The following is a 21,568-nucleotide window of genomic DNA, read 5'->3' on the forward strand; positions in this document are numbered from 1 at the left end:
GTGAGTGACCTGTTCGACACCGGGGCGACTGAACCCGCATCGCCCGCGCATCGCCCGCTGGCGGATCGGTTGCGCCCGCAGACGCTGGCTGAGGTGATCGGGCAAAAGCAGGTATTGGGCCAGGATGCGCCTTTGGGGGTCATGCTGGCCTCGGGCAGCCTGTCCAGTCTGGTGTTCTGGGGACCTCCGGGCGTGGGCAAGACGACCATCGCGCGGTTGCTGGCGCAGGAAACCGAGCTGCATTTCGTTCAGATCAGCGCGATTTTCACTGGTGTACCAGACCTCAAGAAAGTTTTCGAAGCCGCAAAAATTCGCCGCCAGAACGGGCAGGGCACTTTGCTGTTCGTGGACGAGATCCACCGTTTCAACAAGGCTCAGCAAGACGGGTTCCTACCGCATATGGAGGACGGGACGATCCTGCTGGTCGGGGCCACGACCGAGAATCCGTCTTTTGAACTGAACGCCGCTGTGCTCAGTCGGGCGCAGGTACTGGTGCTGGAACGGCTCAGCCTGATCGATCTGGAGCGACTGACCCAACGGGCCGAGAAAGAGCTGGACTGCGCACTGCCGCTAACCGGCCCCGCGCGCGAGGCTTTGCAGGAAATGGCGGATGGCGACGGACGTGCGCTGTTGAACCTGATCGAACAGATCGCCGCGTGGAAGGTCGATGCGCCGCTGGACCCGGATGCGCTGTCGACCCGGTTGATGCGCCGCGCGGCGAAATACGACAAATCGGGCGACGAGCATTACAACCTGATTTCGGCGCTGCACAAATCGGTACGTGGGTCTGACCCGGATGCGGCGCTCTATTGGTTCGCGCGGATGCTAACCGGGGGCGAGGACCCTCGGTATTTGGCGCGGCGGATCACCCGGATGGCGGTTGAAGATATCGGGCTGGCCGATCCGCAGGCGCAGGCGATCTGTCTGCAATCCTGGCAGACCTATGAACGGCTGGGTTCGCCCGAGGGCGAGTTGGCTTTGGCGCAAGCGCTGGTCTATCTGGCGCTGGCTCCGAAATCGAACGGGGCCTATGTGGGTTATAAGGCGGCGATGCGGTTAGCCAAGCAATCGGGAAGTGAGCCGCCACCCAAGCACATCCTGAATGCGCCGACCTCGCTGATGAAGGATCAAGGCTATGGCGCGGGCTATGCCTATGACCATGATGCCGAGGACGGGTTTTCGGGTCAGAACTACTTTCCCGATGGCATGGATCGGCCCGAACTGTATCAGCCGGTCGAACGCGGGTTTGAGCGCGAGTTGAAAAAGCGGTTGGATTACTTTGCCAAGCTGCGGGCCCAGCGGAACGGGTAAGGTCGGCTTGACTCTTGCGGTGCAGCAGGCCACAGACGCGCATGTTTTCTAAGGCACTTACAGACAGGCTTAGCGCGCGGGCACGTCGCGCGACGCAGGGGATATCGGCATGAGCGGCGTACAGATGATCACCGTGGCAGAAGGTGACGGCGATCAGCGGATCGACCGGTGGCTGCGCCGTCTGTTTCCGCATGTCAGTCAGGGCCGCATCGAAAAGATGTGCCGCAAGGGTGAGTTGCGGGTTGAAGGCAGCCGGGTGAAAGCTTCGACCCGGCTTGAGGTCGGTCAGGTTGTTCGTGTCCCGCCTTTACCTGACGTCGATCACAAGCCGGCTGAGATCAAACACCGTATTTCGGACGCGGACGCCAAGATGATCCAGTCCTGCGTCATCTATCGCGATGATCACGTTCTGGCGTTGAACAAACCTCAAGGTCTGCCGGTTCAGGGTGGCAGCGGCCAGACGCGCCACGTGGACAGCCTGTCCGAGGCGCTGCGGTTTGGTTATGACGAGAACCCCCGCCTTGTGCATCGGCTGGACAAGGACACGTCTGGCGTGTTGCTGATGGCGCGCACACGCGAGGCGGCCAAGGGGTTGACTGCCGCGTTCCGCCACCGCGACACGCGCAAGATCTATTGGGCGCTGGTGGCCGGGGTGCCAACGCCGTATCTGGGTGAGATTAAGACCGGGCTGGTCAAGGCCGCAGGCCATGGCAAGCATGGTGAGGGCGAAAAGATGATCCCTCTGCATCTAAACCAAATCAATGACACGCCGGGCGCGAAACGGGCGCATACGCTTTATGCCACGCTTTACCGGGTAGCTGGTCGCGCCGCGTGGGTTGCGATGGAGCCGATCACCGGCCGCACCCACCAGCTGCGCGCCCACATGGCCGCGATCGGGCATCCGATCATCGGCGACGGCAAATACGGTGGTTCGGGGCAGGAGAACCTGGGCGATGGCTGGGGCGCGCAACTGGGTGGGATCATCAGCAAGAAACTGCATCTGCATGCCCGGCAAGCGACCTTTCAGCATCCTGTGACGCGCAAGACCATCACCGTCACCGCGCCGCTGCCAGATCACATGAAACACAGCTGGGACACGTTCGGCTGGACCGAGGATCTTGCCGCGGACGACCCGTTCGAGGAACTGCAATGAGCGCACCACTGCGTCTGGTACTGTTCGACGTGGATGGCACCCTGGTCGACAGTCAGGGCAGTATCGTTGCCGCGATGACCGCCTGTTTCGGTGGCCAGTCTCTGCCGGTGCCCGAGCGCGAGTTGATCCTGTCCATCGTGGGTCTGTCTCTGCCCAACGCGATGGCGCAATTGGCGTCCGAACATCCCGAAACCGTGCAGCAACGGCTGGTCGAGGGCTATAAGGAAGCCTATCACGCGCAGCGACTGGAACAGGGGGCGGCAAGCTCTCCGCTGTATCCGGGGGCACGCGAAACCGTCGAAGCCCTGCATGCGGTGCCCGAGGTTCTGTTGGGCGTAGCCACCGGGAAATCTCAGCGCGGCTTGGACGCATTGATCGAGGCTCACGGACTAGAGCGCTTTTTTGTTACACGCCAGGTGGCGGATCATCACCCCTCCAAGCCGCACCCGTCGATGATCGACACGGCACGCAGCGAAACTGGGGTGGATGCGGCCAATACGGTCATGATCGGGGACACTCGGTTCGACATGGACATGGCCCGTGCCGCCGGAGTGGCGGGCATTGGCGTGACTTGGGGTTATCATGACCGATCCGCTCTGGAAGGTGCGACCCGCATAATTGAAACCTTTGACCAATTGCCCCGCGCGCTGGACGATATCTGGACCTGACAACATGAGCGACTGGAAACCCAAGCGATTTTGGACCGAGAGCGCGGTGGTCGAAACCGAGCGTGGCTATACCATCGAGCTGGACGGTCGCCGTGTCAAAACCCCGGCCAAGGCCGCTTTGGTCCTGCCGACTCGTGCCATGGCCGACGAGGTCGCCGCGGAATGGGACGCTCAGGAAAAAGTGATCGACCCGTCAGTGATGCCTTTCACCCGCTCGGCAAATGCCGCCATCGACAAGGTCCACCATCAACACGCCGAGGTCGCAGATATGTTGGCCGATTATGGCGATTCGGATCTGCTGTGCTACCGCGCGGTTCACCCGCAGGAGTTGCAGCAGCGTCAGGCCGAACAATGGGACCCGGTGCTGGAGTGGGCGGCCGAAACGCTGTCGGCGCGGCTGTTGCCTGTGGCCGGTGTGCTACACCACCCCCAGTCGGCGGAGGCTCTGACAACGCTCAGGCAGCGTGTGCATGCGCTAAATGACTTTCAACTGGCGGCCTTCCACGATCTGGTCAGCCTGTCGGGCTCTCTCATCCTCGGATTTGCAGCAGCGCAAAACCGGGCTGATGCGGAAGAAATCTGGCAGATTTCAAGGCTGGATGAGTTGTGGCAGATCGAGCAATGGGGCCATGATGACGAAGCCCATACGGTTGCCGAGACCAAGAAAATGGCCTTTTTGCACGCCAAACGGTTCTTTGACCTCTCGATTTGATCCCTCAGGCACATTTTTTTGAACGTTGGGCAAGTGTTCTCTGAATTGACCCATCGTTTTCCCTGATCCAACCCTTGACGTTTGTTTATGAATGCGCCCAAACTCGTGGCCACTAAAGGGGAGACACCTTTGGGAAACCTTTCTGGTGCCAGAGGTGCCGGACAGAACCGTCCTTTGAACGGGACGGAAAATCAGGAAGAGGTAAAAATGAAAAAATCCGTATTCTTGGGCGTGGCAACCATCGCCGGCCTGGCTGCTGGTGTGGCGGCAGCGGGGACTATCGATGATGTCAAAGCGCGCGGCAAGCTGAACTGCGGCGTGGCGACCGGTGTACCCGGCTTTGCCAGCCCGGATGCCAACGGTGAGTGGCAGGGCTTTGACGTAGCGGTTTGTCGTGCAGTTGCAGCCGCCGTTCTGGACGATCCGTCCGCTGTTGAGTTCATTCCGACCACCGGTAAAACCCGCTTTACCGCGCTGGCGTCGGGCGAGATCGACATGTTGGCCCGTAACACCACCTGGACCTTCAGCCGCGACGTTGACCTGAAGTTCGAATTCGTCGGCATCAACTACTACGACGGCCAAGGCTTCATGGTTCCCAAGGCTCTGGGCGTCAGCTCGGCCAAGGAACTGGACGGCGCCACCGTCTGCATCCAGACCGGTACTACCACCGAGTTGAACCTGGCGGATTTCTTCCGCATCAACAACATGAGCTACGAGCCGGTTCCGATCGAAACCAACGCCGAAGCGCAGCAGCAGTACTTGGCTGGTGCCTGTGACGTCTACACCACTGACGCATCTGGCTTGGCTGCAACCCGCGCCACCTTTGAAAACGCGGGCGATCACGTGATCCTGCCCGAAATCATCTCGAAAGAGCCGCTGGGCCCGCTGGTCCGTCACGGTGATCACGAGTGGGGCGATGTGGTCCGCTGGACCCTGAACGCGCTGATCGCAGCCGAAGAGCTGGGCGTGACCTCGGCCAACATCGACGAGATGGCCGCTGGCACCGACAACCCCGAAGTGAACCGTCTGCTGGGCAGCGAAGGCACTCTGGGTGAGATGCTGGGTCTGGACGCAACCTGGGCACAGCGCGCGATCAAAGTCGGTGGTAACTATGGCGAAGTCTTTGCCAAGAACATCGGTGAGGAAACTCCGATCGGTCTGGCGCGCGGCTTGAACGCACAGTGGACCGACGGCGGCCTGATGTACGCACCGCCTTTCCGCTAAATCCACGGAAAAGGGCGCGGGACATCCCGCGCCCTTTTTCCATCCATAAGAAACACGCCCGGATCGTTCTGAGCAGAGATCAACTCTGCCACTGAAAAACCGGGATGCACGGGGAAATACATAGGTCATGACGACACTCACTGACCCGCCGAAGGAGCACTTCCGGCTGTCCATGCTCCTTTACGATACGCGGTATCGATCTGCGACCATTCAGGTCATTGCATTGATCGGTTTCATGCTTTTGGCAGCCTGGATTATCAACAATACCATTCAGAACCTCGATACGCTGGGCAGAACAGTCGGGTTCGATTTTTTCGCCGAGCCGTCGAGCTATGACATCAACCAACGCCTGCTGGAATACGACTCGCGCGATACCCATCTGCGTGCGGCGTTTATAGGCCTGCTGAACACGCTGGTTGTCGCAGTTCTGGGTTGTATCACTGCAACGATCATTGGCGTCATGGTCGGTGTTCTGCGCCTGTCGAACAACTGGCTGATCGCTCGGATCATGACGGTTTATGTCGAAATGTTCCGCAACGTTCCGGTCCTGCTGTGGATCGTGTTCGCCATGGCGATCCTGATCGAAAGCCTGCCATCGCCACGCGCCTTCCGGGGTGAAAATCCAGAAGCCACGATGGATCTGTTCGGCTCGGTTGCCGTGACCAATCGCGGGGTCTATATCCCCGAATTCCTGTTCTCGCGCGGTTTGGGCGACATCCACCTGTTCGGCACGTCGAGCCTGCGGTTTGATGTTTCGCTGGACCTGATTGCATTCCTGATCGTATTCGGCGGCAGTATCTTTGCCATGCGCAAGGTCTCGGCCTGGGCCAATGCCACGCAGGAAAAGACTGGTGACCGTCCGACCATCTGGCACATCCAACTTGGTCTGCTGATCGTTCCGTCGGCCATCCTGTTGGGCGCGCTGGGCTTCCACTTGGGCTACCCCGAGTTGAAAGGCTTCAACTTCACCGGTGGCACCCATCTGCGGAACTCGCTGATTGCCCTCTGGCTGGCCCTGTCACTGTACACTGCAGCTTTCATCGCCGAGATCGTTCGCGCTGGTATTCTGGCCATCTCTAAAGGTCAGACCGAGGCCGCATCTGCACTGGGTCTGCGCCCGGGTCGAACCATGCGCCTTGTGATCCTGCCGCAGGCGCTGCGGGTGATCATCCCGCCGATGATCTCGAACTATCTGAACCTGACCAAGAACTCGTCACTGGCGATTGCGGTTGGATATATGGATATCACTGGCACCCTTGGCGGCATCACCATGAACCAGACCGGACGCGAGCTGGAATGCGTTCTTCTGCTCATGCTGGTCTATCTTACCATCTCACTGAGCATTTCGGCGGTGATGAACTGGTACAACAACCGTGTCAAACTGGTGGAGCGGTAATATGAGTGATGTTTCATTTGTCCGCACGGAAATGTTGCCGGAAAAGGCGCCACCCGCATCCGAGGTTGGTGTACTGGGCTGGATCAGGCACAACCTGTTCTCAAGCTGGCTGAACACCATCCTGACCATCATCTCGCTGTATTTCATCTACTACGTGCTTTCGAACATCCTGAGTTGGACGTTCGAATCCGTTTGGAATGCGAATTCCCTATCGGAATGTCGTGAAATCATGATGGCGACATGGGGCGATACTCATGGTCATGCCTGCTGGGGTGTTATCAAGGACCGGTGGCTGCAATTGCTGTACGGGTTCTATCCGCCTTATCCGGCGCACCCGGATGCAACATGGTCAAACCCGCCCGAAACAGGCGCGTGGCCGGCCTATTTCCGACCGAACCTGACCTTCATCCTGTTGCTTGTCGCGATTGCGCCCGTGCTGTTTACCAAAGTACCGCGCAAACTTCTTTTAGTGACGGCGGCCTATCCGTTCCTGCTGCCTTGGCTGATGTGGGGCGGCAGCATCTGGGGACCGCTGATGGTCGCCGCCGGGCTTGCCTTTGGGTATCTTGCATACAAGTTTGTGCTGCCCGTCGCGGGTTCACTGACAGCAATGATCCTTGCAGCCGCGCTGCCAATTCTTTGGTGGTTGTTTGCGTCCGGTGCAGTTGCTGATGCGATCAACTCCGTCGTTCCGATCGGCATCGCTCCGGTGGAAAGCCGCGACTTTGGTGGCTTCATGCTGGCGATCCTGTTGGGCGTTGTTGCCATCGGTGTCTCGTTGCCCATCGGTATCGTTCTGGCACTCGGCCGTCAGTCGGATCTGATGATCGTTAAGTATCTGTGCGTTGGCTTTATCGAGTTCATCCGCGGCGTGCCGCTGATCACCCTGCTGTTTGTGGCCTCGCTGCTGTTGAACCTGTTCCTGCCGCCGGGGACCAATTTTGATATCATCCTGAGGGTGATGATCATGATGACCCTTTTCTCGGCCGCCTATATGGCCGAGGTGATCAGGGGCGGTCTGGCTGCCCTGCCGCGCGGTCAGTACGAAGGCGCGGACAGTCTGGGCCTGAACTACTGGCAGGCGCAACGGTTGATCATCATGCCACAGGCTCTGAAGATCTCGATCCCGGGCATCGTGTCGACCTTTATCGGCATTTTCAAGGATACCACACTGGTCTCGATCATCGGTCTGTTCGACGTGATCGGCCTGACCAACGGCATCCGCGCCGATACCGCCTGGAACGGCGTCTACTGGGAACTGTTTGCCTTTATCGGCGTTCTGTTCTTCGTCGTCTGCTTCTCTATGTCCCGTTATTCCATGTACCTGGAGCGCAAGCTTCAGACTGGCCATCGTTAAGGAGTTCAACACATGTCTGAACTTGCAATTGAACGCGAAATCGACCGCTCCAAGATGCAGGTGAGCGACGAGGTCGCCATCGAAATCACCAACATGAACAAGTGGTACGGGTCTTTTCACGTGCTGCGCGACATCAATCTGACCGTCAACCAGGGCGAGCGGATCGTGATCGCGGGCCCATCGGGGTCGGGCAAGTCCACCCTGATCCGCTGCCTGAACGCGCTGGAGGAGCATCAGCAGGGTACGATCATTGTGGATGGGACCGAGCTGTCGAATGACCTGAAAAACATCGACAAGATCCGGTCCGAGGTTGGCATGGTGTTCCAGCACTTCAACCTGTTCCCGCACCTGACCATTTTGGAAAACTGCACGCTGGCCCCGATCTGGGTACGCAAGACGCCCAAGAAAGAGGCCGAAGAGCGCGCGATGCATTTTCTGGAAAAGGTGAAAATCCCTGAGCAGGCCGACAAATATCCCGGTCAGCTATCTGGTGGTCAGCAGCAGCGTGTGGCGATTGCCCGCTCGCTTTGCATGATGCCGCGGATCATGTTGTTCGATGAACCGACATCGGCACTGGACCCCGAGATGATCAAAGAAGTGCTCGACACCATGATCGAGTTGGCCGAGGAAGGCATGACCATGCTGTGTGTGACGCACGAGATGGGTTTTGCCCGTCAGGTCGCCAACCGCGTGATCTTCATGGATGCCGGTCAGATCGTGGAACAGAACGAACCGGAAGAGTTCTTCAACAACCCGCAGAGCGAACGGACCAAGCTGTTCCTCAGCCAGATTCTGGGTCACTGATCTTAGCAAATTCGACGAAAAGGCGGGATGTTGCCCCGCCTTTTTTATTCCAGCAACTCGCGCGGAATGACAAAACCCTGCACGGAACCGCTGCGCCAACGGACCCGTGCCCAATCGTCGATGTCAAACTGGATCACGGTTGTGGCGCAGGTCGGGTAGTCGTGAAACTGGGGGTGATCCGGGGCTTGCCGGACGATACGGGCGGCAAAGGCAGCAATGCCGGGGTTGTGGCCCAGCATCAGCACCGTGGGTTCCGTGGCACCTGACAGATCAATCAGGATGTCCTCTGGGTCCGCATGATAGAGCGTGCGGTGGAAGCAAACCTTATCGGCCTGCAGCCCCATTCTGTCCCAGGTCTCGCGCGTACGGGCCGAGGTTGAGCTCAGCACCTCATCCGGCAGCCAACCGTTATCACGTAACCACCCAGCAATCGCCGGGGCTGATTTGCGTCCGCGCTTGTTCAGGGGGCGCTCATGATCATTCAGCGCCGGGCTGTCCCAACTGGACTTCGCGTGGCGGGTCAGGATCAGGGTGCGGGTCATAACGGGTGAAATGCTCTCATGTGGTGGGCGGATTGTTCCGGGTCGCGCCCGGCACCCGCGCTGAGCGGGCAGGACAACCGCGCAAGGCAGCCGCCGGTCATGCAGGTTTCCCCCGCCTCAGTGGAGAGGTGGCCGTGGCAGGCATCGACGTCATAGAAGCTCTGGCTGTTCAACGCTCCCACCGGGCAAGTCTTGGTGCAGGGGGCCGGGCAGGAGGTGCAGGGTGAGATACCGGGGGCTTCGGGGATGGTGAATTCTTCGGCGAAATGCAGTGCGCCGCGGTATGAGATCATCATTCCAACCGTATCATGCACCAGCGCGCCCACCGGGCTGCTGAAGGTACGGCCGGATTTCAGCGCCCAATCGATAAAGGGCGTGTAGGGTGGGCCACCAAACGGGAAGTATGCGTCAGCCCCGAGATCGCGCGCCATTCCTACGACCACGCGCGATGACCAACGGTCGACCGGGTGGTCTCCGGTCCATTCAGGAGAGGCTTTCAGGGTCGGCCAAAATTCCGGTCCTGCGCCCAACAGGATCAGAGTGCCCCCGTCCAGTTGTTTGGTTTCGGTCAGACGCGGATGCAACGCGCCCATGATGATCAGCCCGGCATTCTGAGCGAACCGCTCGACACGGTCATAGGTGTCTGCAGAGGAGGTCAGGGGGTGTCTGGTCATGTCTCCTCCGCCACGATTGTCAGTCTGGCCGGATCAGCGAGCCCGCACCGTGCTCGGTGAAAAGCTCCAACAGCACAGCGTTGGGCGCGCGGCCATCCAGAATGACCACCGCGCGAACGCCGCTGTGTAGCGCATCCAACGCGGTTTCGGTTTTGGGGATCATGCCGCCCGCAATGGTGCCGTCCAATGTCATTTCGCGGATCTGGCCGGCTTTAAGTTCGGTCACCACGTCTCCGGCGGCGTTTTTGACGCCTGACACGTCGGTCAGAAGCAGCAGCCGGTCAGCCTTGAGCGCAGATGCGATGGCCCCGGCGGCAGTGTCACCATTGATGTTGAAGGTTTCGCCATTCGTGCCCGTACCCAGGGGCGCGATCACGGGTATCACGTCATGCGCGAACAGGTCGTGCAGGATTTTCGGGTTCATTTTGGACGGAGAGCCGACAAATCCCAACGCAGGATCGGCCTGATCGCAAACCATGAGGTTGGCATCCTTACCGGACAACCCTACGGCTGTACCGCCCTGACCATTGATCGCCTGCACGATACGCTTGTTCACAAGACCGGACAGGACCATCTCAACCACTTCAACGGTGGCTTTGTCTGTCACACGCTTGCCGTTCACGAATTCGGACTGGATATCCAACTGGTCGAGCATCGCGTTGATCATAGGACCGCCACCATGCACGATCACCGGGTTCACGCCGACCTGCCTCATCAGCACCACGTCGCGGGCAAAGCTCTCCATTGCCTCATCGCTGCCCATGGCGTGACCGCCCAGTTTGATGACGACTATCGCGCCGTCATAGCGCTGTAGGTACGGCAAGGCGCTGTTCAAAGTGGCGGCGGTGGCAATCCAGTCCCGGTTCATATCTCGTGTCTTCATATATTGGTCCTCTTCCCCACGTGTTAGGCGTTTTGGCCGCATAAGCCAAGATCGCTGTTGTGAGTGCACTCGGCGCTCCTAGTATGTCCGCACGCTTTGAATCAGGAAACGCGTCGGATGGAGAGAAAAGCTCTTATTTTGACGGGTGCAAGCCGGGGCATAGGTTTCGCGAAGGTGCGACGGTTCCATGCTGAAGACTGGTGGGTTGTTACATGCTCGCGTGCTCCTGTGCCCGAAGATTGTTCGTGGGAAGGAAAAGAAAACCATGTGCAACTGGATCTGAGCGATCCGGCCGACACGATCAATTCAGTTGGTATTCTGGCGCGTGGGTTGAAAGATGAGTTGGCCGCAGCCCATGGATAATTCGTAAATGAGACATCCATTGCAGGTTCGCGCGTTCATCCATCTACAGGCGTTGCCTACGCTACATCCAAAGCGGCACTGGCCGCACTGACGCGGGAAATGGCACGTGACTGAGGTCCACGGGGTGTATGTGTGAACGCCATCGCGCCCGGTGAGGTTGAAAACCCAATCCTGAACCCTGGTACCGATAAAACGGTGGAGAAACTGCCGTTGGGCCGAATCGGGCAGTCACAAGAAGTTGCTGCCGCGATCTACTTCGGGTGCTCTCAGGAAGTCTCGTGTATTTCCAGTGCGAAAATCGAGGTGAATGGGGCGCATCACGTTTAGACCTTTGGAAGGTTGTGCCGAGACCGGATCGCGGAAATGGCCGCACCGAACGGATCGGTGCGGCCAGTTGCGTCAGTTCAGGGCGCGTTTCATCGCCGGGATATTGCTGACCACCAGCAGGTCGAAAAGCAGCACGGCCAACAATGTAAGACCGACCAGAGGGAAGGCCATCGCGGTGAACAGCCCAATCAGAACGGCCCCTTTCCACAAGGGCAACTCCGCTGGCATCGGTGGCGCGGCCAGACGCCCTGCGCGTTGCGGGCGGCGCTTGATCCACATGACCACCCCCGAGACGCAGACAAAGATCACCGACAGGCAGAACACCAGATTCAGGATAAAGTTCCACATGCCTATCAGGCCCATGTGGAATGGTATGCCAAGGGCCATGGATTTACCCATCAGCGAATAATCCTGATACCGGACGTCAGCCAGGATTTTTCCAGTGTACTGGTCCACATGGATGGTCCGATCATTGACCGGATCGGTCGAGTCACTGCTCATGCTGTCCCGGTTCAGGGTCCAGACCCCGGTTTCGCCACCGGGATATGCCACGCGGAACCGCCCGGTCATATCCAGAGTGGTTCCCAATGCCACAAGCGCGTCGATATTCACCGAAGTGCCCTGCGGAACGCCTTCGATCCCGGCTTCAGAACCCGAGGCAGGCATCGGTGTCTGCTCCAGCGCCCAGGGGACATCGTTCTGGTGGCCGTGGTTCATACTGGCATGGGTTTCGTCCGAGAGGGGCACGTTGTCCCATTTCTCAGCCGGAAAGCTGCTCCAAGGCTGGACGATCATCCCGCCCCAGACACCCGCCCAGGACAGGCCCGAGATCAGGAAAAACACCAGAAGCAGCGACATCCAAAATCCGGTCACGACGTGCAGGGATTTCCACAGGGCGCGGCCCCGCGCGCGCAGGTTGGGCACTAAGGCCGCAATAGCGTTGTCGCGCGGCCACCACATGTAAAGGCCGGTGAAGACCAGTAGCAGGCTCAGCCCTGCGGCGATCTCAAGAATGCGGTCCCCTGTCGTGCCGATTAGCAGGGTCGAGTGGATGTTGTCCGCCAGATCGTACCACCCTGCGCGGCGATCCCAGACCTGCAGAACCTCTCCGGCATAGGGGTCGACGGCCACAAGACGCTGACCCGCTTCGGTCTTGATACGGAAGACGGTGGCCAGATCAGCGGCCTTCGGACCGATCCATTCAACGACGGTGCCCGGAACCTCTGTCAGAGCGACCTCGGCCTGTTGTGAGGCGGTCAGGGCCGCGCCCTGAACCTCGACCGCGATCTTTTCACCGTCTCGCCCGTCAAACTGCGTAATGAACATCATAATCAAGCCGGTGACGGCCAGAATTAGCAGGAAGGGGATGACGAAAATCCCCGCGTAGAAATGCCACCGCCAGGCGGCGAAATAGAATTTTTGCGCAGCAGTGGTCTGCGCCGGGGTTTCCCCCAGGGTTTGGCTATCCAGTGCCATAGTGTTCTCCGGATTCGAAAATTGCCCCGCGCAGCGCCTGCGCAGGCTTTCATGATTTGAAATGAATCAGGAGAAGACAGGTGGGGCCCTTGCATCATACCGGGAATGGAATCCGGCACTGCGGTGAGTGAAGTCGCGGTGTGGCCAGCGGGGTTGGATCAAGGTGCCAATAGGCAAGATTGCTCCGACCGGGAGCAGATCTACATCCGCAGTCAGGCCCGCAAAAGGGCACATGATGCGCTGGTCACCATTGTCATGGATGGGATCGTCCGGGCCCAGATCGACCCATTGTTCGACTGTCCCTTCGCCGGTACACAGCACCAGCAGCATTCTGCCGTCATCGCCCTTGGTTGGCATCCAACCCTGTGGGATCGTGCCGGTCAGCAACACCGCCAGCGTGGTCAACAAGGCGAAGAGGCGAACCGGCAGGCTCATTCCAGATGCGCGATGATCGAGCGTAGTGTCGGAATGCCATCGCCTTTTTCAGACGAGGTCAGCACGATTTCCGGAAAGGCCGCAGGGTGTCTAGACAGCGCGCCACGCACCTGCTCCAACACCTTTTCGCGATCCTTGGCCTTGACCTTGTCGGCCTTGGTCATCACGCATTGAAAGGTCACGGCGCTGGTATCCAACAGCTCCATGATCTCGGCATCGACCGGTTTCACTCCATGGCGCGAGTCAATCAGGACAAAGGCCCGGCGCAGGGTCTGACGACCACTCAGGTACTGTTTCAACAGCCGTTGCCACTTCTCCACCACCTTCACCGGCGCGTTGGCATAGCCATAACCGGGCAGGTCAACCAGATACAGTTCGGGGCCTTGGGTGAAGAAGTTGATTTCTTGGGTACGGCCCGGCGTATTCGAGGCGCGTGCCAGCCCCTTGGTGCCGGTCAGCGCATTGATCAGGCTGGATTTCCCCACGTTTGAGCGGCCCGCAAAGCAGACCTCCAGCCGGTCGGGCGCGGGCAGGCCGTTCATTGCAACCACGCCTTTGACGAATTCGGACTCGCCTGCAAACAGTTTACGACCACGCTCCGACGCGAATTCGTCCGGGTCTTTCGCCAGGGGAAAGGGGAGTGTACTCATAGCGGTTCCACCTTGTCGCCAACGGAGATTTCGCCACCTTTGAGAACCTCGGCATAGACGCCAAAATCCTTGTGTCCCCAGGTTTCCAACGCGTCCAGAGTATCTGCATCGCGCAGGCCTGTTTCCGGGTTTGCCGTTGTTGCCAGACAGCGCGTGATGCGTTCACGGACGCGGAACACCGCCCCGCCGATGCGAACTTCGCGGTCCAGCCATTCGAATTCCTCCCACAGCGGCATTCCATCGAACCAGATGTTACCGCGCCAGCGGTGGATTGAAAGGTCCTGCCCCAGTTTTTGTCCAACTGCGCGGTGAGACGACATGTTGCACAGGCTGATTGAGGGAAAATCGCTGTCGGTCATGCCGCGCCCCGGAACCCGGATGATCCGCGCCGAGGCGGCCCGGTCTGAAGGCATCAGTGGTTTGACCCAGTCCAGAAACGCCTGCTGCTCGCTGTCCGGGGCAAAGGTCAGGTCCGGGCGGTCCGGGTGGGACAACGTCAGGGTTTCACCGTTGGACAGCGCCGAGATTGCCATCAGCTTCGGCGCTTTTGCGCCCCGGCTGAAATTGGCGCACGGCACCCATTCCGAGCCGTCCGCCTTGGACGCCTCATGCGCAACCGCCCAAACACGATCCCCGGGCATGGTCTGCCCGGGGATCACATTTACGGTTGCGACAGTTTCCCGACCATGGCTTTTGATCGGGTGCCGGCAAAGCTGGGTCACTTCAGCTGTCATTTATCATCCGTTTTCGGCGTGCGCTTGAAGCCGGACTTGATGTTTCCGAACACGTCCGGTTTGTAACCCTGGCTGCGCATGATCAGGTACTGCTGAGTAAACGTGATCGTGTTGTTTGCGATCCAGTAAACCACCAGCCCGCTGGCAAAGCTGCCCAGCATGAACATGAACACCCACGGCATCCAGGCAAAGATCATCGCCTGTGTCGGGTCGGTTGGTGCCGGGTTCAGCTTTTGTTGCAGCCACATCGAGATACCCAGCAGCAGCGGCAGGATGCCGATGAAGATCAGTGCCATGAGGCTGTCTGGCTGCGGACCGGCAAAGGGCAGCAGGCCGAACAGGTTCATGATCGAGGTCGGATCCGGCGCGCTGAGGTCCTGGAACGGGCCAAACCACGGGGCCTGACGCAGTTCGATCGTGACGAAGATCACCTTGTACAGCGAGAAGAAGATCGGAATCTGCATCAGGATCGGCAGACAGCCCGCAGCCGGGTTCACCTTTTCCTTCTTGTACAGCTCCATCATGCCCTGCTGCATCTTCTGACGGTCGTCACCAGCGGCCTCTTTCAAAGCCTCCATCTGCGGCTGGAGTTCCTTCATCTTCGCCATCGAGACATAGGACTTGAACGCTAGCGGGAACAGGATGGCCTTGATGATCAGGGTCAGGCCGATAATGGACCAGCCCATGTTGCCGATCAGGGCATTGATGTTGTGCAGCAGCCAGAAGATCGGCTTGGTCAGGAAGAAGAACCAGCCCCAGTCGATGCTGTCGATGAACTTCTGGACACCTTCCGCTTGATATTCACGGATGGTTTCCCATTCCTTGGCACCGGCGAACAACTGAGTGGTGACCTCTTCGGTCGCACCGGGGGCAACAGTTACCGTCGGCAGAACCGTTTCGGTCTGATAGATTTTGCGGCGCGCGTCGTATTTCGCGGCGGCCTTGAACGCGGTCCCGGGTTCGGGGATCAGCGTGGTCATCCAATAGTGGTCGGTAAAGCCGATCCAGCCGTCTTCCTTGACCTGATAAACCTCGGCCTGCGCCCGTTCGTTGGGGTCGATGTCGAAATCGCGGACATCGCCGTAGTCGATCTCGGCCAGTGTTCCATCGGCCATGCCAATCACGCCTTCATGCAGGATGAAGAAGTTCTTCAGGTCGGGCAGGTCGCCGTCCTCACCAATGCCGTGGCGGGCCAGAATACCATAGGGGGCCATTCCAACCGCGGCCTGGCTGTTGTTTTCGACGGACTGGTTGACCGTGAACATATAGTCCTCGTCAACCGAGATCGTGCGGCGGAAGGTCAGCCCTTTGCCGTTGTCCCAATTCAGGGTGATCGGTGTGTCGACCCCCAGCGCCTCACCCTGTTCCACAGTCCAAAGAGTGTTCGGGCCCGGTACGTCGGCGCCGGCCACTCCGGCACCCGGAGCCCAGCCATAGAGGGCGTAATAAGCCGAATCCGATCCGACCGGAGACAGAAGCTCGACGATTGGTGCGCCTTCTTTGATCGAGACCTTGTAGTCCTTCAGAAACAACTCGTCGATGCGACCGCCCGACAGCGACAGACTGCCCTTCAGGCGAGGGGTGTCGATCTCGACCCGTGGGGCCTGTTCTTCGGGCAGGGTTTCTTCGGCGGCAGTTGTCGCTTCACCCACGGTGCTGGTGCCCGCAGCGTTGGGCGTTTGAATCTCACTGCCGTCGACAGCGGTCACCTCGGCCTGATCTGGTGCGAGCTCTTGTTCCGGCGGCGGGAACAGCACGAACCAAACAAGGATCACGAGAAAGCTGAGCGCGGTTGCAAGGATGAGATTCTTGTTCTGATCGTCCATCGGGGACAGCCACCTTAAGCAGTGAAACACACCCGGTGGGTTCAACAGAGTGCTGGCCCAAAGGTCAAGCGGAATCGCTTGTTAATTCGTCACGGATCGCGTTTCTGTGGTGGAAATCTTCGATTACGGGCCAGTTCTGCGCCCGATTTTCGGCACTCCGTTGACTTTGTTCTGATGTGCGGCAACCCAGTCCAGCGTCTTTTCAAACGGCATCGGTTTGCCAATCCCGAAGCCCTGAACATGATCGCATCCCAGTTGGGCCATCAGGGCATGTTCGCCCTGAGTTTCAACCCCTTCGGCCAGCGTTTCGACATTCAGGCGCTCGGACATGGTCAGGATGGCGCTTACCAACTGCTGCTGGCTGGCGTCACGATCCGCTTTGGCGACAAAGGACCGGTCGATTTTGATCCGCGAGACATTAAAGCGCTTGATCGATGCAATCGAGGCATGCCCGGTGCCGAAATCATCCAGATCAATGCAACATCCAAGTTTGGACATGCTCGTCACGTTGCGGGTGATCACATCGTCGGGTCGCCGCGAGAACACGGTTTCCAGAATCTCAACCGCTAGGCGGTCGGGCGTCAGGTCATTCTGGTCCAGTTCCCATTTCAGTCGGTCGATCAGGACCGGGTCGCGCAGTTCGTCGGATGAGAAATTCACACCGATCCGGGGCACCACTATCCCGGCACGATCCCAATCGCGCATGGCAGCAAAGGCGTGATGCCGCATCGCCTGTCCAAGTTTCTCCATCAACTCGGCCTGTTCGGCGAAGGGTAGGAACACCTGTGGGCTCAACACCCCTTTTTGAGGATGTTCCCAGCGGGCCAGCGCCTCGAACCCGGTCACGCGCCCCGTGTTGGTCGAAATCTGAGGCTGGTACCAGGGGCGGATTTCACCGTTGTCCAGCGCCGTTTCGAACTCTTTGCGCAGATTGGCACGAATGCGCGAACGACGCTGCGTTTCGCTGGAAAAGGCGCGAATGGTTGACGGTCCGTTTCTTTGCGCTTCGCCCAAAGCGGCCGAGGCGGCGTCGATCCAGTCTTCGTACTGGCCATCAGCGGCGCTGGAAAGCTGGCTGAACCCGATCGAGCAGGACACATACACTCCTGTACCGTTGAGTGTGAAAGGCTCCTCAACAACGGCCTGAATGCGCCCGGCCATCTGAATGCAGGCCTCAAGATCCAGCTGGCGCGAAGGTTGCAGGCCAATTGCGGTCTTGTTCTGGTCCAGGCGGGTCACGATATCCTGCGTGCGTATGACCGAGAGGATGCGGCGGCTAAATTGGTCGGCCAGATGATCGGCCGCGGCGTTGCCGTGCAAATCCAGAAAATCTGAATAGTCGTCCAGCGCAACGAGGATGCAGGCTGAATCTGCCCCCCCGGGCGCGAATGTTTTAAAAGTACTTTCCATTTCCGCGGCAAAGGCGTCAATGGCCATCATGCCGCCGGGCGCGTTGCGCCGCTGGCGCTGCTGGTCGGAGCGGGCGTCAAATGTGGCGGCACCCAGGAAAACCAGCGGCAGGCATAGGGCGGCAACCACCAATGCCCGTTCCCCGCCGATCCAGAAAGCCGCCAGGCTGATCGCTGGGACAAAAGCCAAAGCGGCGGGTCCGCTCAGAATGGAAGTTAGAGCATCGAGAACGCGTTCAACGGAGAAACGTTTCCACATCGGTTTTCTGGGCCCCTACGTTTAGGCATAGCACGTATTGGGCAACCGTAGAAAACCAATCTGAGTCAGACGTTAACGCAACAGTGGAATTTCACCCGAATTTTCGTCTTTTTCGCCGGGGTTTAGCGCGAGCGCCTGGAAATCGAACAGTTTCGGGTCCAGCAAATGCGAGGGCCGCGCATTGGTCAGGGCCCGAAACATCACCTGACGCCGGCCGGGGCTGTTCTTTTCCCACTGATCCAGAATCTGCTTGACCTGTTGGCGCTGCAGCCCGTCCTGACTTCCGCACAGGTCGCAGGGGATAATGGGGTAGTTCATCGAGGTGGCGAATTTCGCGCAATCGGCCTCGGCCACGTGGGCCAGCGGGCGGAAGACGAATAGGTCGCCTTCTTCGTTCACCAATTTCGGTGGCATCGTCGCCAGACGTCCGCCGTGGAACAGGTTCATGAAGAACGTCTCAAGGATATCGTCCCTGTGATGGCCCAGAACTACGGCGCTGCAGCCTTCCTCGCGCGCGATCCGGTATAGGTTGCCCCGGCGCAGGCGGGAACATAACGCGCAAAAGGTGCGGCCCTGCGGAACCTTGTCCATCACAACGGAATAGGTGTCCTGATATTCGATGCGGTGGGGTACACCCATGCGTTCCAGAAACTCGGGCAGGACAGTGGCCGGAAATCCGGGCTGACCCTGATCCAGATTGCAGGCCAACAGATCAACCGGTAGCAACCCGCGCCATTTCAGCTCATAAAGGACCGCCAGCAGGGTATAGCTGTCCTTGCCGCCCGACAGGCACACCAGCCAGCGGGGCGGCTTGCCGTCTTTGTCATGGGCGGACGGGTCCACCATCCCGTATTGCTCAATGGCTTCGCGGGTCTGGCGCACGATGCGTTTGCGCAGCTTCTTGAACTCAGTGGTCGAGGGCGCGCCGGCAAAGAGCGGATGGATATCGTCAGCTTCGTCAAACATGCGCAGCCCCTACAGCAGTTGACGCAACCGGGCAAGGGGACCGGTCAGCCGAGGCGGGCCAGTAGCGCGCCTGTGTCCAGCCCGGTCACCGACCCGGGGATGCGCCCGCTGTCGCCCGAAAGACGCGTGCCTATGAACCCATCGGCAACCGCGCCGGGGGCATTGCGCAGAAGTTGTGAGGCCGTGAGCAGCAGCGCCGTGCGTTCGGCAAACCAGCGCGCCTCGGCCTCGGGGGGTAGGTTGGGCCATCGGTCGCGATGTGCCTTCAGGGCTGCGTCATAGGCGCGGTCCGCACCCGTTGCGGCGTCCAGTTCCGTTTGCAACACATCAACGGCCAGCGGCTCGCGGGTAAGAGTGCGCAAGATGTCGAGGCAGATCACATTGCCCGACCCCTCCCAGATGCCGTTCAGGGGGGCCTCACGATAAAGCAGGGGCAGGGGGGTATCCTCGACATAACCCATACCACCCAACACTTCCATTGCTTCGGCCACGACCACGGGGCAAAGCTTGTTGTTCAGGAACTTGGCCAGAGCGACACTGATCCGGGCAAATGCCTTGTCCTCGGGGGCCTGGCCGTCGAACGCCTGTGCTACGCGCATCCCCAGTGTCAGCGCGCCTTCCCAGTCCAGCACCAGATCCGCCAGAACCGCACGCATCAGCGGCTGGTCGATCAACCGACGCTGAAAGGCACTGCGATGGGTAACCCAGTGATGCGCCTCGGCCAAAGCGGCCCGCATCAGACCCGCGGGGGCCATGGCCGTATCCAGCCGCGTATGGTGCACCATTTCGATGATCGTGTGCACACCAGCGCCCTCGTCGCCCAGTTGATAGGCCAGTGCGTCGTGGTATTCGATTTCAGCCGAGGCATTGGACCTGTTGCCCAGCTTATCCTTCAGTCGCATCAGCTGAATAGCGTTGCGCGCACCCTCCAGCCAACGGGGGACAAGGAAACAGGTCAGTCCGCCCAGGGTCTGCGCCAGCGTCAGAAATCCGTCCGACATCGGGGCCGAGCAAAACCACTTGTGCCCGCGCAAGTGCCAGTGATCGCCATCCCGCGTGGCCGTGGTGGTATTGGCGCGCAGGTCCGAGCCGCCCTGTTTCTCGGTCATCGCCATGCCCAGCGTGGCACTGGTTTTCTGCGTGATTGGTTTTGTAGCCGGGTCGTATGTACGTGCCGTCAGCTTTGGTTGCCAGATTGCGGCTATATCCGTGTTCACGTCCAGCACCGGATAGGCCGCATAGGTCATGGTCAACGGGCAGCAGTGCCCCGGTTCGACCTGACTGGCCATATAGATCATCGCGGCATGAGTAGTATGGCCACCCGGCTGCCCGTCCCATGGCAGGGCGGCGTATCCGGAGGATTGGCTGATCTGCATCATTTGATGGTAGGCGGGGTGAAAGCGAACTTCGTCCAAACGCCTGCCGCCTGAGTCGAACAACAGTGGTTCCGGCGGATGCTGGTTTGCGACGCGGCCCAATTCGCGGGTCTCAGCGCGTCCCAAGTGCTCGCCATATGCCTCCAGAGGCGCGATGCGGCCTGCAGCGAAGCCAACCGCATTGCGCAGCACCGGGTCGGCGGCCCAAAGGTCGCAATCCCCGCGCATTGGCGGTTGATTCAAGACCTCATGCGTGGGCAGCTTTTGGTGCGCGTCGGATGTCATCTGGAGCTCGGGCTTTGTGGGTCCAAGTGTTTAGCGCAGATTTTGATGGGTCAAGTCTGACCGGGGGTCACGCGGAATCTTCGCATTTGCACTCGGGCACCGGATCGTACCCGTCACCACCCCACGGATGGCAGCGCCCGATCCGCCGGGCCGCCAGCCATGCACCTTTGATGGCCCCGTGTTTTTCCAGCGCCTCCAGGGCATAGGCCGAGCATGTGGGCTGATAGCGGCAGTTGAATCCAACCCAAGGGCTGAACACCAGCCGATAGGCCCGGACAGGCAAGGCAAGGATATGCGCCAGCAATTTCATTCCCGCGGCCCGTGCACTTTGCGCAGGGCATATCGCAGGTCATCGAGAAGGGCGTCGAACGGGCGTTCTGCAGTGACCTCGGCGCGGCCGATCAAAACGTAGTCCCATCCGTCCTGTCCTTGCGCAGGCAGCACGGCGCGGGCGGCCTCGCGTAGACGCCGCTTGGCGCGGTTACGAGCCACAGCATTGCCGACTTTCTTGGAACAGGTGAAACCGACACGAATCCCCGGCGCTTCGTCCGGGGCGCGCCTGCGGGCCTGTACCATCATCGATGAGGTGCCCTGCCGACGCGCGCGGGCGGCTTTCAGGAAATCTGACCGTTTCTTGAGAACGGTCAAAGTTTCAGGTGCGCAAACGGACGCCGCCGGGGGCGTTTCCCCGGGCTGGTTCTTACCATCCACAGGGGCCTCCGGCGGCGTCATGTTCAT

At 59.7% G+C, this 21,568-nt stretch carries 21 protein-coding genes and 1 pseudogene; 9 read left to right on the top strand and 13 right to left on the bottom strand.

Annotation, left to right across the window (positions count from 1 at the left end):
* From ACR0IM_RS22875 to ACR0IM_RS22910, 8 genes are all read left to right on the top strand, one after another.
* Positions 1–1,311, top strand: a complete 1,311-nt coding sequence (locus ACR0IM_RS22875) for a replication-associated recombination protein A (protein ID WP_480683305.1) — start codon at positions 1–3, stop codon at positions 1,309–1,311.
* Between the two features lie 109 nt (positions 1,312–1,420).
* Complete coding sequence (locus tag ACR0IM_RS22880; protein WP_480683306.1) at positions 1,421–2,464, top strand: RluA family pseudouridine synthase; 1,044 nt, start codon at positions 1,421–1,423, stop codon at positions 2,462–2,464.
* Entirely contained in the window at positions 2,461–3,132 is a 672-nt protein-coding gene (locus tag ACR0IM_RS22885) for an HAD-IA family hydrolase (protein ID WP_480683307.1), read from the top strand. Before ACR0IM_RS22880 ends, ACR0IM_RS22885 begins: the two co-directional genes overlap by 4 nt.
* 4 nt (positions 3,133–3,136) lie before the next feature.
* Positions 3,137–3,844, top strand: coding sequence for an ATP12 family chaperone protein (locus ACR0IM_RS22890; RefSeq protein ID WP_480642781.1), 708 nt, complete (start codon positions 3,137–3,139; stop codon positions 3,842–3,844).
* Between the two features lie 207 nt (positions 3,845–4,051).
* Positions 4,052–5,068 (top strand): amino acid ABC transporter substrate-binding protein, encoded by a 1,017-nt coding sequence (locus ACR0IM_RS22895; protein WP_480595939.1) that lies wholly within the window; start codon positions 4,052–4,054, stop codon positions 5,066–5,068.
* A 127-nt stretch (positions 5,069–5,195) separates the two neighbouring features.
* Positions 5,196–6,464, top strand: coding sequence for an amino acid ABC transporter permease (locus ACR0IM_RS22900; protein WP_480595941.1), 1,269 nt, complete (start codon positions 5,196–5,198; stop codon positions 6,462–6,464).
* A 1-nt stretch (position 6,465) separates the two neighbouring features.
* Positions 6,466–7,821, top strand: a complete 1,356-nt coding sequence (locus ACR0IM_RS22905) for an amino acid ABC transporter permease (protein ID WP_480642780.1) — start codon at positions 6,466–6,468, stop codon at positions 7,819–7,821.
* Positions 7,822–7,833: 12 nt separating this feature from the next.
* Entirely contained in the window at positions 7,834–8,625 is a 792-nt protein-coding gene (locus ACR0IM_RS22910; protein ID WP_302477163.1) for an amino acid ABC transporter ATP-binding protein, read from the top strand.
* Between the two features lie 44 nt (positions 8,626–8,669).
* Here the strand turns inward: ACR0IM_RS22910 and ACR0IM_RS22915 are convergent, their stop codons facing one another.
* From ACR0IM_RS22915 to argB, 3 genes are read right to left on the bottom strand one after another with little or no spacing between them, the layout of a single operon-like run.
* Entirely contained in the window at positions 8,670–9,167 is a 498-nt protein-coding gene (locus ACR0IM_RS22915; RefSeq protein ID WP_480683308.1) for a SixA phosphatase family protein, read from the bottom strand.
* Complete coding sequence (locus tag ACR0IM_RS22920) at positions 9,164–9,841, bottom strand: ferredoxin (RefSeq protein ID WP_480683309.1); 678 nt, start codon at positions 9,839–9,841, stop codon at positions 9,164–9,166. Before ACR0IM_RS22920 ends, ACR0IM_RS22915 begins: the two co-directional genes overlap by 4 nt.
* 19 nt (positions 9,842–9,860) lie before the next feature.
* The gene (gene argB, locus ACR0IM_RS22925) at positions 9,861–10,724 is read right to left on the bottom strand and encodes an acetylglutamate kinase (protein ID WP_480683310.1); all 864 of its coding nucleotides are present in this window, start codon (positions 10,722–10,724) and stop codon (positions 9,861–9,863) included.
* A gap of 117 nt (positions 10,725–10,841) precedes the next feature.
* Here argB and ACR0IM_RS22930 point away from each other — a divergent pair.
* A pseudogene (locus ACR0IM_RS22930) lies at positions 10,842–11,414 on the top strand (SDR family NAD(P)-dependent oxidoreductase).
* Positions 11,415–11,486: 72 nt separating this feature from the next.
* On the opposite strand, the gene ACR0IM_RS22935 reads toward ACR0IM_RS22930, so the two are convergent.
* The 10 genes from ACR0IM_RS22935 to rnpA form a co-directional block, all read right to left on the bottom strand.
* Positions 11,487–12,890, bottom strand: coding sequence for a PepSY-associated TM helix domain-containing protein (locus tag ACR0IM_RS22935; RefSeq protein WP_480683311.1), 1,404 nt, complete (start codon positions 12,888–12,890; stop codon positions 11,487–11,489).
* 66 nt (positions 12,891–12,956) lie between these two features.
* Positions 12,957–13,325 (bottom strand): DUF2946 domain-containing protein, encoded by a 369-nt coding sequence (locus tag ACR0IM_RS22940; protein ID WP_480595953.1) that lies wholly within the window; start codon positions 13,323–13,325, stop codon positions 12,957–12,959.
* The gene (yihA, locus tag ACR0IM_RS22945; protein WP_480683312.1) at positions 13,322–13,975 is read right to left on the bottom strand and encodes a ribosome biogenesis GTP-binding protein YihA/YsxC; all 654 of its coding nucleotides are present in this window, start codon (positions 13,973–13,975) and stop codon (positions 13,322–13,324) included. Before yihA ends, ACR0IM_RS22940 begins: the two co-directional genes overlap by 4 nt.
* Positions 13,972–14,709 carry an MOSC domain-containing protein gene (locus tag ACR0IM_RS22950; RefSeq protein ID WP_480683313.1) on the bottom strand — a complete coding sequence of 246 codons (738 nt, stop codon included), beginning with the start codon at positions 14,707–14,709 and terminating at the stop codon, positions 13,972–13,974. The genes yihA and ACR0IM_RS22950 overlap by 4 nt, the downstream gene beginning before the upstream one ends.
* Positions 14,706–16,535 (bottom strand): membrane protein insertase YidC, encoded by a 1,830-nt coding sequence (gene yidC / locus ACR0IM_RS22955; protein WP_480683314.1) that lies wholly within the window; start codon positions 16,533–16,535, stop codon positions 14,706–14,708. The genes ACR0IM_RS22950 and yidC overlap by 4 nt, the downstream gene beginning before the upstream one ends.
* Before the next feature lie 123 nt (positions 16,536–16,658).
* Positions 16,659–18,203 (bottom strand): putative bifunctional diguanylate cyclase/phosphodiesterase, encoded by a 1,545-nt coding sequence (locus tag ACR0IM_RS22960; protein WP_480683315.1) that lies wholly within the window; start codon positions 18,201–18,203, stop codon positions 16,659–16,661.
* Positions 18,204–18,275: 72 nt separating this feature from the next.
* A complete protein-coding gene (gene ttcA / locus ACR0IM_RS22965; RefSeq protein ID WP_480595963.1) occupies positions 18,276–19,169 on the bottom strand; it encodes a tRNA 2-thiocytidine(32) synthetase TtcA in 894 nt (297 codons plus the stop codon).
* A gap of 44 nt (positions 19,170–19,213) precedes the next feature.
* Positions 19,214–20,830, bottom strand: a complete 1,617-nt coding sequence (locus tag ACR0IM_RS22970) for an acyl-CoA dehydrogenase family protein (RefSeq protein WP_480683316.1) — start codon at positions 20,828–20,830, stop codon at positions 19,214–19,216.
* Between the two features lie 67 nt (positions 20,831–20,897).
* Positions 20,898–21,140 (bottom strand): membrane protein insertion efficiency factor YidD, encoded by a 243-nt coding sequence (gene yidD, locus ACR0IM_RS22975; RefSeq protein ID WP_480642768.1) that lies wholly within the window; start codon positions 21,138–21,140, stop codon positions 20,898–20,900.
* Positions 21,137–21,562: a ribonuclease P protein component gene (gene rnpA, locus ACR0IM_RS22980; RefSeq protein ID WP_480642766.1), complete on the bottom strand. Its 426-nt coding sequence runs from the start codon at positions 21,560–21,562 to the stop codon at positions 21,137–21,139. The genes yidD and rnpA overlap by 4 nt, the downstream gene beginning before the upstream one ends.
* Positions 21,563–21,568: the final 6 nt, after the last annotated feature.

Source organism: Ruegeria sp. BF6 (assembly GCF_056538665.1).